The organism is Actinopolyspora sabaoui, from assembly GCF_051225635.1.
Classification (GTDB): domain Bacteria; phylum Actinomycetota; class Actinomycetes; order Mycobacteriales; family Pseudonocardiaceae; genus Actinopolyspora.
In genome coordinates, this window is record NZ_JBMIHH010000004.1 from 209,448 (window position 1) to 224,902 (window position 15,455).

At 65.5% G+C, this 15,455-nt stretch carries 14 protein-coding genes; 6 read left to right on the forward strand and 8 right to left on the reverse strand.

The genetic code is table 11. The features are described from left to right. Positions 1-173 precede the first annotated feature (173 nt). Positions 174-2,825, forward strand: a complete 2,652-nt coding sequence (locus ACOQFL_RS08505) for an EAL domain-containing protein (RefSeq protein ID WP_435543553.1) — start codon at positions 174-176, stop codon at positions 2,823-2,825. Between the two features lie 138 nt (positions 2,826-2,963). After that, complete coding sequence (locus tag ACOQFL_RS08510; protein WP_435543554.1) at positions 2,964-3,431, forward strand: GNAT family N-acetyltransferase; 468 nt, start codon at positions 2,964-2,966, stop codon at positions 3,429-3,431. A gap of 167 nt (positions 3,432-3,598) precedes the next feature. On the opposite strand, the gene ACOQFL_RS08515 is transcribed toward ACOQFL_RS08510, so the two are convergent. Together ACOQFL_RS08515 and ACOQFL_RS08520 are read right to left on the reverse strand one after the other, a co-directional pair. Next, positions 3,599-4,441 carry a DUF3626 domain-containing protein gene (locus tag ACOQFL_RS08515; protein ID WP_435543555.1) on the reverse strand — a complete coding sequence of 281 codons (843 nt, stop codon included), beginning with the start codon at positions 4,439-4,441 and terminating at the stop codon, positions 3,599-3,601. A gap of 168 nt (positions 4,442-4,609) precedes the next feature. After that, positions 4,610-5,362: a TetR family transcriptional regulator gene (locus ACOQFL_RS08520; protein WP_435543556.1), complete on the reverse strand. Its 753-nt coding sequence runs from the start codon at positions 5,360-5,362 to the stop codon at positions 4,610-4,612. A gap of 163 nt (positions 5,363-5,525) precedes the next feature. On the opposite strand from ACOQFL_RS08520, the gene ACOQFL_RS08525 reads away from it, so the two are divergent. After that, positions 5,526-6,680 (forward strand): acyl-CoA dehydrogenase, encoded by a 1,155-nt coding sequence (locus ACOQFL_RS08525; protein ID WP_092626995.1) that lies wholly within the window; start codon positions 5,526-5,528, stop codon positions 6,678-6,680. A gap of 217 nt (positions 6,681-6,897) precedes the next feature. Here ACOQFL_RS08525 and ACOQFL_RS08530 read toward each other — a convergent pair whose 3' ends face one another. Then, positions 6,898-7,479, reverse strand: coding sequence for a TetR/AcrR family transcriptional regulator (locus tag ACOQFL_RS08530; protein WP_435543832.1), 582 nt, complete (start codon positions 7,477-7,479; stop codon positions 6,898-6,900). A gap of 128 nt (positions 7,480-7,607) precedes the next feature. Here ACOQFL_RS08530 and ACOQFL_RS08535 point away from each other — a divergent pair, with 128 nt between their 5' ends. Together ACOQFL_RS08535 and ACOQFL_RS08540 are read left to right on the forward strand one after the other, a co-directional pair. Further along, complete coding sequence (locus ACOQFL_RS08535) at positions 7,608-8,261, forward strand: hypothetical protein (protein WP_435543833.1); 654 nt, start codon at positions 7,608-7,610, stop codon at positions 8,259-8,261. A gap of 49 nt (positions 8,262-8,310) precedes the next feature. After that, positions 8,311-9,231: a CPBP family glutamic-type intramembrane protease gene (locus ACOQFL_RS08540; RefSeq protein WP_435543557.1), complete on the forward strand. Its 921-nt coding sequence runs from the start codon at positions 8,311-8,313 to the stop codon at positions 9,229-9,231. Positions 9,232-9,337: 106 nt separating this feature from the next. On the opposite strand, the gene ACOQFL_RS08545 is transcribed toward ACOQFL_RS08540, so the two are convergent. Beyond that, the gene (locus tag ACOQFL_RS08545) at positions 9,338-9,733 is read right to left on the reverse strand and encodes a hypothetical protein (protein WP_435543558.1); all 396 of its coding nucleotides are present in this window, start codon (positions 9,731-9,733) and stop codon (positions 9,338-9,340) included. A gap of 202 nt (positions 9,734-9,935) precedes the next feature. On the opposite strand from ACOQFL_RS08545, the gene murJ reads away from it, so the two are divergent. Next, positions 9,936-11,570: a murein biosynthesis integral membrane protein MurJ gene (murJ, locus tag ACOQFL_RS08550; RefSeq protein WP_435543559.1), complete on the forward strand. Its 1,635-nt coding sequence runs from the start codon at positions 9,936-9,938 to the stop codon at positions 11,568-11,570. 461 nt (positions 11,571-12,031) lie between these two features. Here murJ and ACOQFL_RS08555 read toward each other — a convergent pair whose 3' ends face one another. The 4 genes from ACOQFL_RS08555 to ACOQFL_RS08570 all read right to left on the reverse strand — a co-directional run bounded on the left by ACOQFL_RS08555 (position 12,032) and on the right by ACOQFL_RS08570 (position 15,400). After that, on the reverse strand, positions 12,032-12,745 hold the full coding sequence (locus ACOQFL_RS08555) for a type 1 glutamine amidotransferase (RefSeq protein WP_435543834.1): 714 nt from the start codon (positions 12,743-12,745) through the stop codon (positions 12,032-12,034). Then, the gene (locus ACOQFL_RS08560; RefSeq protein WP_435543560.1) at positions 12,745-14,016 is read right to left on the reverse strand and encodes a DUF1727 domain-containing protein; all 1,272 of its coding nucleotides are present in this window, start codon (positions 14,014-14,016) and stop codon (positions 12,745-12,747) included. Before ACOQFL_RS08560 ends, ACOQFL_RS08555 begins: the two co-directional genes overlap by 1 nt. A 92-nt stretch (positions 14,017-14,108) precedes the next feature. After that, complete coding sequence (locus ACOQFL_RS08565) at positions 14,109-14,366, reverse strand: hypothetical protein (protein ID WP_435543561.1); 258 nt, start codon at positions 14,364-14,366, stop codon at positions 14,109-14,111. A 587-nt stretch (positions 14,367-14,953) separates the two neighbouring features. Then, positions 14,954-15,400 (reverse strand): VOC family protein, encoded by a 447-nt coding sequence (locus ACOQFL_RS08570; protein ID WP_092626987.1) that lies wholly within the window; start codon positions 15,398-15,400, stop codon positions 14,954-14,956. Positions 15,401-15,455: the final 55 nt, after the last annotated feature.

Here is a 15,455-nt window from a genome sequence, read left to right on the forward strand (position 1 = left end):
CGATTCCGGAAGTCCCCGCGACGGGTCACTTCCGATACTGGTAGATCTCGAAACCTCTCTCTATCCTTGCGGACACGACGGCTGGTGAGGGGCTGCATACCCAATGCGCGCAGGTACTGGCCAGGAAATCTTCGATGGCCAGCGCCCGATGGGCGTGAACCGAGGGGAGCACGATGCGCAGGGTATTGCAGATGAACGGTGACACGTTGTTCCAGACTCTGCCGACGGCGATGGCGGTCCTGGATGAAAGCGAGCACGTGGTGGCGGTCAACGAGGCGCTGTGTGCGCTGCTCGGCCGTACCAGCGAGGACCTTGTGCAACATTCGTCGGTGGAATTGCTGTCACAACAGGATCGCAGCAACACTCTCACCGCGCGTCACGGTGACATCGGAGCGGACCACGGCGGACTCACGCGGCATCAGCGGCGCCTGCAGTGCGCTGAGGGAGAAACGGTGTTTTGCGATGTGCACGCCACGTTCTTGCCGAACGAGGGCCGGTCGGGCGTGTGGCTGGTGGCCTTCATCGATGTCAGGCAACGTCACCACTACACCCAGGCCCTGCACGCCGAGACCGAACATGACGAGCTGACCGGGCTGCTCAACCGCAAGGGTGTGCGGCGGCTACTGGACCAGCAGTTGTCAGCCGAGAGGCGGCCCGATTGCGCGGTGCTGTTCTGCGATCTCGACAATTTCAAACGAATCAACGACACGCTGGGCCACAAGGTCGGCGACGATCTGCTGATTCGGCTGGCGCAGCGATTGCGGCAAGGGCTGCCGCCGGAGTGCGTCCCGGCGCGGCACTCCGGCGACGAATTCCTCATCATCTGCCCGGAGATGACAGCCCAGGGCGGAGTACAGGAATTGGCCGAGACCGTCGCTGTGCTATTACGCACCAGTTTGCCTCAGGAAGACTGTTTGATCGCGGTCTCCGCATCGATCGGGATCGCGACCACGACCAATCCCGGAGCACAGCGGACCGAAGACCTGCTGCGATTGGCCGAGGTGGCCATGTACCGAGCCAAAGACCGCGGTACCGGACACGTCGTTCGCGCCGATACGGAATCGAGCACATCGCTGGAACACGAGGCCGACTTCGAACAGGACCTGCGCCAAGCACTGAGCCGCGATGAGCTGGCGCTGCACTACCAACCCATAGTCAACCCCACCGGCCACGTTCACAGCGCGGAAGCGCTACTGAGGTGGCCGCACCCGCGGCACGGCCTGCTGTCTCCGGGAGTGATTCTGCCCGCCGCGCACAACGCTCAACTGATGGCAGAGCTCGACCGGTGGGTGTTGCGCACCGCCGCGCGTGAAGCGGCCACCTGGCCCACCCAGCAGGGAAAACCCGTGGCGGTGACGGTCAATCTGAGCAGCACACTGCTGCACGAACCCGACTTCGCCGATCACATCGAACGGATCGTTCCAGAGGCCGGCTTGGAGTGGCACCGGCTCGTACTGGAGATCACCGAAACCGATCTGCTCGATCTCGCCCCGGCCACCCTGACAGCCATGCACGAACTCGCGGAGCGGGGCGTGCGGTTCGCTCTGGACGATTTCGGCACCGGCTACTCGTCCTTGGAACGTCTCAAGGAACTGCCCGTACAGATCCTCAAACTGGACCGCACCTTCGCGGCCGCTCTGGAACACGACCCGGTCGATGCCGCCATCGCCGGGGCCGCCCTGAGTATCGCCCAGGCCCGAAACATGACATGCGTGGCCGAAGGAGTGGAGACCACCGGCCAGCTGTACCAACTGGCCCGAATCGGCTTCACCGACTACCAAGGCTTTCTGTTCGCCGCCGGACTGCCCGCCTCACACCTGCGAGCTTTGATCCAGCATCCTCCCACCCTCGCAGGCCGCAAGCAGAGGGGAGAGCACCCGCTCCCCAGCGGGGCCGCCCCAGCCGCACCCGACGCCCCCGGTGCAGCGACCCTCACACCGGACACCACCCCGCCAAGTCGGCGCACGGCCGGCGAAGTGGCCGCCGTAGACGAGCCCCTCCCGGGTGGGCACGAATGCTGGATCTTCCAAAACCACGAGGAGTTCCGCACCCGCGCCCGTGAGTACGTCCGCGACGGGCTACGCCACGGATACTGGATCGAATACGTCGATCACGCCCCCGCCGCCCAGTTGCGGACACAACTCGACGCCGACGACCTCCTCGGCCCAGCGATAGCAACGGGCGCGATGACCGTGGCCACCATCGACGAGTTCTACCCCACCAACGCCGAGGGCGTCGTGGATGCCGAGGCGGCCATGCGCGCCCGCGTCACCGCCGCCGAGAAAGCCCTGGCCGCCGGTTACACCGGATTCCGCGCCATCGTCAACGCCACAGCCATGGTCACCACCCCGGAGCAGCGCGCGGCCTTCGCCTACTACGAATACCTCTGCGACCACGTGATCAGCACCGAACCCGTGACCGCCCTGTGCGCCTACAATCTCACCGAACTCGGCAGTGCCGCCGTCACCGAAATGGGCTGCCTGCACCCGGTGACCAGCCCCGCAGCCAGCCCTTTCCGTCTCTACACCGACAACACCGACAACACCGACAACGAGTACGACACTCACCTCGCCCTGACCGGACGTCTGGACCCGCCCTGCGCCAACCTGTTCACCTCCGCGTTGGAGCACACCCGTGCACACAACCTCCTGATCAACGATCGCGGCCTCGACATCCTCGACCCCCGAGTCATCCAAGCCCTGGATCAGTACGCCCGCCTCCACCACAAAAATGTCACCCTGCGACTGACCCCACCTTTGAGTACCCGCCTGCAACCCCACCTCCGCAACCTCACCCACACTCGGATCGAAACCCATCCGGCATGATCGGACTTTCCAGTTGATCGCATCCCACTCCTACGCGAAAACGCGGTAACAGAGCCTGTTGCCGAGGGGACAGTCAAATCGGAACAACTGTGCTGAAACGCCCCGACCCGGCAAGTACGGCGTGCCAGAATGCTCCTGATGAGTAGTGATTTCGAGCTCCGAGCCGAGGCTCCCGACGCCGAGGACGTGCGAGCACTACTGGATCGGCATCTGACGTTCATCCGGGACAACAGCCCGGCCGAGGAGTGCTACGCCCTCGACGAGTCGGGGCTCGAGGCGGAGAACGTCTCTCTCTTCGGCCTACGCGACGACTCCGAGCTGCTGGCCATCTGCGCACTCAAACAGATCGAACCGTTCCATCTGGAACTCAAATCAATGCACACCGCCGAGGCGGCCCGGGGACGCGGTGTGGGACGAGCTATGCTGCGTCAGCTCGTGGCGTGGGCCGACACGAACAGCTACGCACGGATAAGCCTGGAGACCGGGAGCAACGAAGCCTTCGGCCCCGCTCGCCTGCTGTACGACTCCGCGGGCTTCCGAAACTGCGAACCGTTCGGGGACTACGTTTCCAGCCCCAACAGCATCTATATGACTCTTGAGCTCTGATCTTTTTTGGCGTGGGGGATGAGTTCGTTTTTTCCGGCTTGTTCTGGTGGTTGTTGGTTTTTGTCAGTTTATTTCGTTCGATACTGAAACAATAGATTATATTTAACGATGTTGAGCAGCTGGGCTGTCCGGGCCGTTTCCGGTGGTATCCCCGGGCTCGCTGTCTGTCAGCTCGGCCCCGTCAGCTCGGCGGAGCCGAATCTCGCCACGTAATGCCACACGCGTTTGAGTGCCTGCTCGTCATGGTGACCGGTACGCGAGGCGTCGCCGATGATCCGGGGGTCCAGGCGGCCGTCCCGAACCAGCGACACGCCGAGACGCACGAATTCGGGGCCTCGATACTCTGGATGGCTGCGCAGTTCAGCGGTGGGCAGCGTGAATCCACCGTGCCATTCGACCGGGCATCCCAGCCGACCGGCCGCGATCTCCGTAGGGGTATCGCGATAGCAGGGGTCGAGCACCAATGCTTCGACATCCCGTTCGAGGTCGACCACACCGTGCACGTGGGCCTCGACATAGTCGTCGAGCGGATCCCTACCGTCGGTCTCGGCCAGCGTGATCAGCTTCGAAAGCCGCGAGGCGACACCGAAGTGCCGCGGTTCGAACACACTGTCCGGATAGCAGAACGTGGTGCGGTCCAAAACATGTCGAGACAACCGCAGATGAGCCGAGCCGAAACGAGGTGAGCCACCGACCAGGCGGCCACGAAAGTTCAACGAGCCGTACTTCGGCCGGTGAGCCGCCGAGGCCTCGTCGTAGGCCCCGGCGAAGATCCGGCTCTCCCACCGCCAGCGGTCACCGCCGGGATGCGCGGTCAGCCCCCCGTTGCTCGTGCCGGTCTCGAACTGCGACCGGTACACCCCGTCGTGGGCCATGCGCTCCAGGATCGGCACCCCGTCCGCCAGTCGATCGGGGTGGAAATGCAGCGTCACCCGCAACGACGGCTTCACCGGACCGCCGTTGGCCAACGATGTCACGTGGGCGATGGCACGAGCGGCTGGATCATGCATAACCGCAGACTATCGACGACCGGGAGGACATGGGCTCAGTTCTCCCGGATTCCCCCTGGGCAAGTAGCGGGGTTGGGGCCACGACGCGGTACGTGCCGTCTCGTGGCAGGAACTCCGAACACATTCCTTACCGGGCCCCGAGCACGCATCGAGTGTCGAGCGGCTCGCTCACTCCGAGTCCTTCTCGTCCATCTCGCGCAGCACACCCTCGATCCGGTCACGCACCGCGTGAACGGATGTCGAGGTACGCACGACACCGACAACGACCTCGTCGGTGTCGGCGGTCGACTCCGAAGACGAGACACGCGTGTCGTCGGCCGTCACCCCGTGCAGCGCTTCCCGCAGGGCGGCCCGCGCGTCGAGCGCTCCCCCACTCTTCAACCAACGGCGCAGCACGTGGTTGTGGGTGGCCACCACCGTGGCGGCGGTGACAGCGGCTCGCAGCTCCGCGTCGGGCAACTCCGAGAACCGTCGCCGGAGATACCGCGCGAAGACCCGCTGGTAACCATCGATGCTGACGATCTCGCGGTCGCGCAGTGAGGGAACCTGCCTGGTCAGTTCGAAACGCTTCAGCGAAACCTCGGGGTCAGCCAGATACATGTCCAGCACCGTCTCCGCGGTACGGCACACCACCTTCATCGGCGGCTCGGAGTCACCCGCCTGCTCCAGCTCCCGTACGACCCCGGCGAGACGCTCCTCGTGGTCCGGGAACACCACTTCCTCCTTGGAGCGGAAGTGCCGGAAAAACGTGCGCCGCCCGACCCCCACAGCCGCCACGATGTCCTCGACGGTGGTCGACTCGTAGCCCTTGGCGGCGAACAGGTCGAGCGCGGCCACGGCCAGCGCACCACGCAGTTGACGGCGTCCGTCCGCCGTACGGCCCGCGCGCGGCTTGGACTCACCGGAGTTCCCCTCGGACATGCCGGAAATGTAGCAGGCCACGATTGCTGATGGCACCCAGTGCCGTTAATATCGCGACAACATGGCACACCGTGGCACGCGATGCCAGTTTAGGGTGTGTTCCCAAGTCAGAAACAGCAGGAAGTCCGGCTACGGCCGTGGCACGTACCAGGAGGACTCTCTCGTGGATTCGAACTTCGACACCTACCAGCTCTCCGAAGAGCACGAAGCGCTCCGGGAAGCTGTCCGCTCGCTCTCGGAGAAGGAGATCGCACCCTACGCGGCGGAGTGCGACGAGCAGGAACGCTACCCGAGGGAGGCCTTCCACGCGCTGTCGAAGTCGGGGTTCGCCGGGGTTCACGTTCCGGAGGCCTACGGCGGGCAGGGAGCGGACTCCGTAGCCACCTGCATCGTCATCGAGGAAGTGGCCAGGGTCTGTGCCTCTTCCTCACTGATCCCGGCGGTGAACAAGCTCGGAACGATGCCGATCCTGCTGTCGGCCTCCGAGGAACTCAAGCACAAGGTGCTGCCGTCCATCGCGGCGGGTGAGCACACCGCATCCTACGCGCTTTCCGAGCGGGAGGCGGGCTCGGACGCGGCCGCGATGAAGACGCGGGCACGCCGGGACGGCAACGACTGGGTACTCAACGGCACCAAGTGCTGGATCACCAACGGTGGTGAGTCCAGTTGGTACACGGTCATGGCGGTCACCGATCCGGACAAGGGCCCGAACGGAATCAGCGCTTTCGTCGTCCACGCCGACGATCCGGGGTTCGAGGTCGGGGGCAAGGAGAAAAAACTCGGGATCAAGGGATCACCGACCGCCGAACTCCACTTCAACGACTGCACCATCCCGGAGGACCGCATCATCGGGGAGCCGGGCACCGGTTTCAAGACCGCGCTGCGGACCCTGGACCACACCCGCCCCACGATCGGGGCGCAGGCACTGGGGATCGCGCAGGGAGCGCTCGACGCCGCCGTGGACTACGTCAAGGAGCGCAAGCAGTTCGGGCAGGCCATCGCCGACTTCCAGGGCGTGCAGTTCATGCTCGCCGACATGGCGATGAAGATCGAGGCGGCACGACACATGATCTACGTCTCGGCGGCGCGTGCCGAACGTGAGGAGGGCAACCTCGGTTTCATCTCCGCCGCGGCCAAGTGCTACGCCTCGGACGTGGCCATGGAGGTCACCACCAACGCGGTGCAGCTGTTCGGCGGAGCGGGGTACACCCGCGACTTCCCGGTCGAACGCATGATGCGCGACGCCAAGATCACCCAGATCTACGAGGGAACCAACCAGATCCAGCGCATGGTGATGGCCCGCTCGCTGCTGAAGTGAGAATCACCGTGGAGTGGGATTCCGGCGATCCGTCGATCTCGTTTCCGGCGGTCGATGAGCGAGTCGACCGTCGGACCAAGCCGGCCTCGCCACCCCCCACGAAACACGTATGGCCGAACCTCGGCCGCCATCTCGACCGCGGTGGACCGTAGACCTCGCCCGCCCCGAGCGTTCCAGCCCCTGTTCGAGCCGGCCCACCGGTGGTTTTGGTCCGAACTCAAGCGGGAGAGCTCAGGACGCAATCGACCGCGGTGTGCAGCGTCTCGGCCTCGGACCGCAGAATCGATTCCTCGGCCGGGAGCGCCCGCTCGATCGACAGACCATTGAGGACGGTGCAGAGGAACCTGGCGCGTCGAGTGTTGTCGCCCTCGGCGAGCGCGCCCTCCTCGACCAGGACGCTCAACCAGTATTCGACACGACGCTGACCCTCACGCTCCATTCCCAGGTACGCCGCGCGGATCTCATCGGTCTGCTCGGGGACGATGAATGTCCGGAAGACCGTGAGCCAGGCCTGCCGTGCCTGTTCGCCGACCGTGGGGGTCAGCACGAGCCGCAGGCAGTCGATCAGCCGTTCCCTGGCCGGGACGGTCCGGTCGTGGATCCGGTCGTCCGAGACCACCTCGTCGTAGACGCGTGCGAGCACCGCGTCCTGCAACGCACGCTGCGTCGGAAAGTGATGGCGGAGCGAGCCGGTGCTGACACCGGCCCGCTCCGCCACCGCGCGCACGCTGAGCCGTGCCCCCGCGTCCTCACCGAGCATCACCGCGGCCGCCGCGATGATCCTGTCCCTTGAACTCATGTTCTGCTCGTCCGCTGTCACTGTTCAACCTCCTCCGACACACTGTACTAGCACGCTGTGCTAGCGTGACTTCGGCAGACCAACACGGTGTGTTGGAGTATCCCACCAAGAGGACTCGAGAGGTGTCCGTGTTCAAGGAGTGGCGACGTCGACGTGCCGCGAGACGTGTACGCGAGGGTGACGGGCGAGCACTGCAACGCTTCCGCTGGTGGCAGCTGCCGGGACGCGCTCTGTTCCGAGTCCGTCTGCCGCGCCCCGCAGGAGCTCACGTGGACTACGCGGTCGACGTGCGCCACTGGCAGAACCAGGGTTCCGGGGAGGTCGAGGCGCAGCTCTACCTCGACGATCGGCAGTACGCCGTCTCGAAGCTCCCTGCCGCGTTTCCCGTCGAGGGCGGCACGATCGAGGTGGCGATGAGCGGTTTCGGGATCAAGCGCTGTCACTACGTGAGCGCCGACGGCACCGAGAGACAGCTCGTCCCCGACCCCCGATCGGCAGAAGGACGCCGCGCACGGCTGGCCCGAAAACATCCCGTGATCAGCCGCGGTATCGGTCTCCTCTCGCTGGTCCTGCTCCTGATCGGCGCCTTCCTGCTCCTCCTGCAGATCGCCGAACCGGTTTCGCAGCTCCCACCCGTAGCCCAGCGCTTCGGAAGCTTCGAATCCCCGATCCGACCGCCGCTGTGGCTCAACCTCACGCTCGGCGTCTCGGCCGCGGTAGCCGGCACGGAACGAGCCCTCCGCCTGCGATACCACTGGCTGCTCGACGGTGCGGCGAACTGATTTCGAAGCGCCGCCCTCTCGCCGACCACAAACTCCCCAGGAGCGCGCGATGCCTACTCGTCCCCTCGACACCTCCACTCCGGCGCCGATCGACACATCCCGGCCGTTCGGCGCCCATCTCCGGATGAACTGGTGGAAACCCCTGGTGATCGTCGCGTTGCTACCGGTGGCCATGGTCCTGCTGCAGATCGTGTTCTACTACGCGGCTGCGATGATCGAGGGCAGGGACGATCCGCTCACGAACGAGATGACGCCACTGACGCTTCTGGCGAACAACCTGAGCGTAGCGGTGACAGGCTTGTTGGCCGTGTCATTCGTGGCACGGCTCGCCGAGGTGCCCTGGCGCAGCCTCCTGAGCTCCTCGCGAGGGCTGGACTCCCGACGTTGGAGAGTGTATTCCGGCAGCTCCACTCTGCTGGTCGCCGCGGGTGTCGCACTGGTGGCGCTCGTCGCCCCGGCCGACACCGGCTGGACCGATTTCGGGATCACCAGTACCACGGGGGCGCTTCTCCTCGTCATCGTGCTGACCACGCCGCTGCAGGCCGCCGGTGAGGAACTCATCTTCCGAGGCACGATGCTGCCTGCGATCGCGTCCTGGGTGCCAGCAACACGTTGGGCACTGCTCACCGGGCTGGTGGGGTCGAGCCTCGTGTTCGCGCTCATCCACGGCTCGGCCGATCCGTGGCTGTTGGGTTATTTCACCGTCGTCGGTGTCTGTACTGGCCTGATGGCGGTGCTCAGCCGGGGTCTCGAAGCGCCGATCGCGTTCCACGTCTGCAACAACGTCGTGGTCACGCTGCTCAATTCGCTGTTCGCCGACGGTGGCACGTCCGCGTACGAAAGATCGGTGGGTGCGGGTGGACCGTCCTACCTGATCCTCGCCGCGGTCAATCTGGCAGTGGTCGGCCTGGTGTGGCTATACGAACGTGGCTGGCATCGCCCGGGTAAATGGACGGAGATGTCCTCGTGATGCCCCGCGCGCCGCGGTGGTGCGATTCGTCGATTTCTCGTGGAGCCTCTCGGTATCGGTGCGTGAGTTCGTCCAGCAGCTCCAAGCGCTTCGAGGACGGACTGCACTAACCACGGCTGAGCTGCGCGTCGACGAACTCGTCGACCTCCTCGTGGATGCGGCTCAGCCCCCAGGCCCAGCCCCACCGGTCCATCCCGGACAGTTCACCGTTTCCTCCGAGAAACCGGGCGCGCACCTCCTGGGACCAGAATCGCTCGCTCGGGCCGAACTCCAGTACCACCCAGTTTCCCAGCTTCTCGGGGGCGAGTGCCTCACCACCACCGCGGCTCACCCGCCCGGGGCGATAACGACTCCAGCCGCTGGAGGGGCCCGCCAACCGGGCGAAACCGTAGAACAACCCGCGCAGCTCCCCCACCGCGCAGTCCACCCCGGCACGGCGCCAACTGTCCAGTACCCGCACCTCTGCCGGAAGATCTTCGGAAAACACCGGAGAACCGCCCATCACACCTCCCCTGCCGAGTCGGCACGACTCCCCCGGACAGGTCAGTATGCGCCCGAAAGGCCACGCTCGCACCGGAAGTTTTCCACCGGAATCATGTGGTTGAGCGTTTTCGAACCCGCGGTCGGGGCAGTGCTTCGTTACCGTTTAACCAACCGGATTCGGCGGGGTCTGAGCAGCCGTATTTCAGCCAGGGGGAACTTCCGTGGTCGAGCAGCGCCAGCGTCCGACACGCGCGCGAACGCCGTCGCTGGGCAGCGCCAGCGGCGCCATGGCCGTGGCCACCATGGCCAGCAGGATCAGCGGCCTGTTCGCCAAGGTGTTGCTGGTGTGGGTGCTCGGCCTGGGAATGATCAACGACTCCTACACCGTGGCCAACACCCTGCCCACCGTGGTCAACGAGTTGCTCCTCGGGGGAGTGCTCACGAGCGTGGCCGTGCCACTGCTGGTGAGCGCGCGGCAGAACAGCGAGGAGGAGGGCGAGTCCTACGCGCAGTGGATGATCACGATGGGTGTGATCCTGCTGGTGGCGGCAACGACACTGGCAGTGCTGGGGGCTCCGCTGCTGACCGAGCTGTATCTCGGCTCGCACACCCGCGCCAACAGCGAGTTGACCACGGCCTTCGCCTATCTGCTACTTCCTGGGATCGTGTTCTACGGCCTGTCGGCGCTGCTGATGGCCATCCTCAACGTGCGCCAGGTGTTCGGCCCACCCGCGTGGGCGCCGGTGATGAACAACCTGGTGATCACCGCCACGGTGAGCCTGTACGCGGTGACTCCCGGCGAGATCTCGGCCGATCCGGTGCGGATGGGACAGGCGAAGCTGTTGATCCTGGGGCTGGGCACGATGCTCGGGATCGCGACGCAGAGCGCGGTGATGGTGCTCTCGCTGCGTCGAACCGGGTTCCGGTTCCGCTGGCGGTGGGGCTGGGACCGGCGACTGGCGGAGTTCGGTTCGCTCGCGGGCTGGGTGGTGCTCTACACCGTGATCAGCCAGATCGGCATGATCGTGACCATCCGAGTGGCCGGGCAGGGCACGTCGGGCAGTGTGGCGACGTTCCACTACGCGTGGCTGCTCTCGCAGGTTCCCTACGGGGTGCTGGGGGTCTCACTGCTGCAGGCGCTGATGCCGCGAATCAGCCGTTCGATAGCGGAGGGGGACACCGAGGGTTTCGTCCGCGACGTGGGGTTGGGATCGCGGTTGAGCGCGATCCTGCTGATGCCGGTGAGCGCGTTCATGCTCACGGCGGGATCCGGTATCGGGGTGGCGTTCTTCTCGCTCGGTCAGGGCAGTGTCGGTGCCGCGGACCGGCTCGGGGTCACGCTCGGCGTGGCAGCGGCCGGAATCGTGCCGTTCTCGATCACGATGCTGCAGCTGCGGGCGTTCTACGCGATGAAGGACGCCCGAACACCGATGCTGATCAACGTGATCATGGTCGTGTTCCGCACCGCCGTGTGCTACACGCTGCTGATGTGGTTGGATCCGCGCGACCTGGTGATCGGCGTGACCCTGGCCATGTCGTTGAGCTTTCTCGTGGGCGCCGCGGTGGGCCAGTGGTGGTTGCACACCCGACTCGGACGGATACAGACCGGACGAACTCTGGTCGGTATCGGGTGGGCCCTGCTGGCCTCGGCGGTGGGATGCGGATGCGCGTTCGCCGTCTGGCACTGGCTGGGAGGGACTCTGCACGGACTCGGTGACGTGGCCACGGCCTGGGTGGGCCTGGGGGTACGCGGCACGCTCGTGCTCGGCCTCGGCTTCGGGCTGATGCTGTTGTTGCCGATACCGGAGATGACCATCGTCCGACAACGACTACGTGGACTGCTGAACCGGGTGTGACCTGCGGAGCGACTCCCAAGAGCTGATCAAGGGGTTGCCTGGACCACGCCTGCCCGTATCCGTGGCCGAGGTCCCGGCGCGCGAGGCCATGTCGACCTTCGGAATGCGTTCGCCGATGGATCGAATCGGTCCAGTTCCGAACACCGTGCGTGTCGCCTACCGCCACATGATCACCACGGGGCTGATCCCGCCGCGATCGCCAGTGCGGGGTTACTGGTAAGCAGCCGCAATGGACCCCTGGGGGGGTCATGGGCGAGGACACGGCCGTGCCGATGGGCCGGCCACGCTCGTCCTGATCGTACGGGCCGGGTGCGCCTTCGCTTTCCTCGTCCGCAACAGGTCGACATCGCGCGACGTCCACACCGAGCAGGGTCTCGTCAACGTCGGCTGCCCCCGGTGAAATCGTGTTCCGCGGTCAGCGCGCGGCCTGCCGAGCTGCCCGGACGGCATGGCGCGAGCGGTCACCCGGCGGCTCGCGCCCGTTCGGTCCGCAGCTCGGTGAGTTCCGGGAAGGGAGCAAGTTCGGGCAACGACTCCCCTACCGCCCAGGACAGCATCGTGTCCGCCAACGCCGGATTCCGCGCCAGCGCCGGGCCGTGCAGATAGGTGCACACCACGCGCCCGCTGAGGGCCCCCTCGGTGTCCTCGGAACCGTTGCCGATGCCGTGCAGCACCCGTCCCAGCGGGCGGGCAGCCGGACCGACCGTGCTCCTGCCGAGGTGGTTCTCGAAGCCGGTGAGCAGCCCCAGACCGTCTTTCTCGGACCGCGTGCTGAGTTCGCCGATGGCCCGGTTCGGACCGGGCTCGGTGGAGATGTCGATGAGTCCCAGTCCGTGATGGGTAGCGCCGTCACCGGTGGTGAAGCTGGTGCCCAGCACCTGCAACCCACCACAGACCCCGAACACGACCGCCCCCGCGTCCACGGCCCGCCGCAGAGCGTCACCGCGTGCCAGGAAGTTCACCGCGGCCTGTTGCGCGACGTCCTCACCCCCACCGAGCAGATAGATGTCGCAGGAGTCGGGCAGGGTCTCGGCCGAGGACAACACGGTCACGATCTCGGCGCGATAACCTCTCCAGCGCAGTCGTTGCGCGAGTACCAGGGCGTTGCCGCGGTCCCCGTAGGTGCCGAGCAGGTCGGGCACCACGAGTGCGATGCGGATCGCCGAATCCTCGATCAATGTTGTTGCCTCTTCGCGAACAGATCCCGGAAAGCGGTGTAGTTGGCGATGATCTCGACCGAGTCGGCCGAGCCCCCGATGGTGACACTGTGCAGTGCTCGCTGCACGTTCGTGGCGATTTCGCACTTCACTTCGGCGTAACGCAGTCGCACCGCCAGATCCAGCGCGCGCTCCCCCGTGACGACGACGTTCCTGCCCACCAACCGTTCGAACTCGATGTCCCACAACCAGGAGACGTCGTGTCCGTCGGCCTGCCTGCTGTTGACGACCAGGATCAGCGGGCGATCGTTCTCGGCCACCAGGTCGAGCATCTCGAGCCAGCTGGCCGGGTTCTTCGCCAGCAGCAGCCGCACGTCGTGTCCGGCCATGCTCGTGTGCTCGTATCGACCGCTGGCATCGCGCAGTCGACGGATGTGGTCGAGCGCCTCGGTACGCGGTATGTCCAACGCCGTGGTGGCCGCGAGCGCGAAAGTGGCGTTGACCCGATTGACCTGGCCGGGCAGCGGTAGGGACAGCCGCTCGCTCGTGCCGTCCGGGGCGGTGAGCCCGCCCACGTCGACCGTCCAGTCGGCGTTGGGCCTGCGCAACCCGCACACGCACTCCCATGCCTCGTCGAGTTCGCCGAGGAAGGCACCACACCTGGGGCAGTTGAGTGCGTCGTGCTTCCAGCGGCAGCCGCCCGATACCCAGGTCACGTGGGGATGGTCGGCCGCTACCGAGACGATGTTGGGATCGTCGGCGTTGGCGACCACCCGTGCGCCCGGCGCCTGCCGCAGCGCGCGACGCAGGCTGGCCTCCACGCTGCGAATCTCCCCGACACGGTCGAGCTGGTCACGGCTGAGGTTGAGCAGCAGAATCACCGAGGGCTGGAATCGGTCGGTCAGCTGGGCCAGGTGCAGCTCGTCGACCTCCAAGGCGGCGTAGGGGGCTCGTGGCTCGGCCATCAGGGCGGCGACGTGGCCGTCGAGCATGTTGGCCCCGGTGGCGTTGCTGACCGAGGCCCCACCGGCGCGCAGTGCCTGCGCGACCATGTGGGTGGTGGTGGTCTTGCCGTTGGTTCCGGTGATCACCACGATTCGTTTGTCGATCACCAGTCGGGTGAGCAGATCCGGTTGCAGGGCCAGGGCCACTCGGCCGCCGATGATGCCGCCGCTTCCCAGTCGCAGGCTCCTGGATGTGCTCGTGGCGAGTCTTCCCGCAGCCAGCGCCGTGCCGGTGCGTACTCGGGAGAGAACATCCGCCCGCCGCGCACCCCGTGCGGAGACCACTCGCCAACGCTGTCCGGACTCCGACGGAGACGGTGCGTCCTGGGGCGATGGACCCGTGGGGTGGCTTCGCTCGCTCCGGCGGGTCGTGTTCGTCATCGACCGGTCCTTTCCTCGACGCGGCGGACTGGGGGCAGCACCGTGATCCGACGGCGGGACGGGCTTCGTGACTTCGTCTCACTGTCGTCGTCAGCGCGATCGTTCGCCACTGATCGGGTGAGGAAGAACCGGAGGCCGGAAAACGCGGCCAGTGTCGTTCCCACGGCAACGGCAGCGACCCCGACCCATTCCCGGGGTAAGGCGACGGCCAGCTGTAGTGGCCCCGCGAGCCAGGGCAACTGTTCTGCGAACATGATTCATCGTGTCCGTTTTCGCGCGCTCACACCTATTACGGGCGGCTTCGGAGTCAGCTCTCGCACACTTTCCGAATCCGTTTCGGAGATCGTTTCGATCTCACCACTGGAGAACTCTCGACCACAGTTTACTCCGAATCGCCGACACCTGGAGTCGACACTCATTCCTGTCACATATAACCCCCGAAAGAATGACACCACACAACACAGCAACCGCACGTGAGCAGAACATGAAAACCAGCAGTTTGCTGTTCGCATTCAACGGGTGATCGCGCCACCGTTCCAGCTTTCCGGAACATCTCGAAATAACCCCCAGTAGCAGAAACCGAACAACGGTTCAACACGGACACGAACACCTGAATGATATCCACTTGACTCGAACGAGTGAGTGAAACACGCTGAAACCATCGGCGAGAAAATCCACTGGAGAGCGGCCGGATCGCCGCGTGCGCATCAGCATGCCGAGGAGGCACCGATGGAAATGATCGTGCTGCTGTTGCTGTCGGGTTTCGTCGCGCTGGGAATCGGGTGGACGGTTTGGGACATCCACATCGACAGGCGCAGGTAACGACTCCCCGCGAAACCGATCACGTCGGTGGGGGCTCGGCGAATCTCCCCTGAAGCATTCCCGTAGCCTGACCGACCTCGATGAGGTAACCGTCGGGGTCACGCAGGTAACAGCGCAACTCGGCCCCACGATCCACCGGAGGTGTCAGGAATTCGGCGCCGTTGGCGCTCCATTCACGATAAACGGCCCAGATGTCGGCGACGCGTATGTTGAGGAAGCAGGACACCGGATCCCCCTCTGCCGGGGGACGCAACGTGGTCTCCGGCTTGTCGGGAGTGGGGCCACCTCCGGGATTCATGATCAGCCAGCTGTTGGCCACACGCAACGTACACGGGTTCTCCTCGAGTATCACCCGGCCGCCGACGACGTCCCGGTAGAAGGCACGCGACCGGCTCACGTCGCGGACCGTGAGAAAATGGGTCAGCAGCATTCCCTCGCTCGGCGCCGGGAACTCCTGGACACTCATAGTCACCTCATTCGTTCCCTGAGTTCGGTATCGAAAGCCAGGCAGTGCGGGAAAC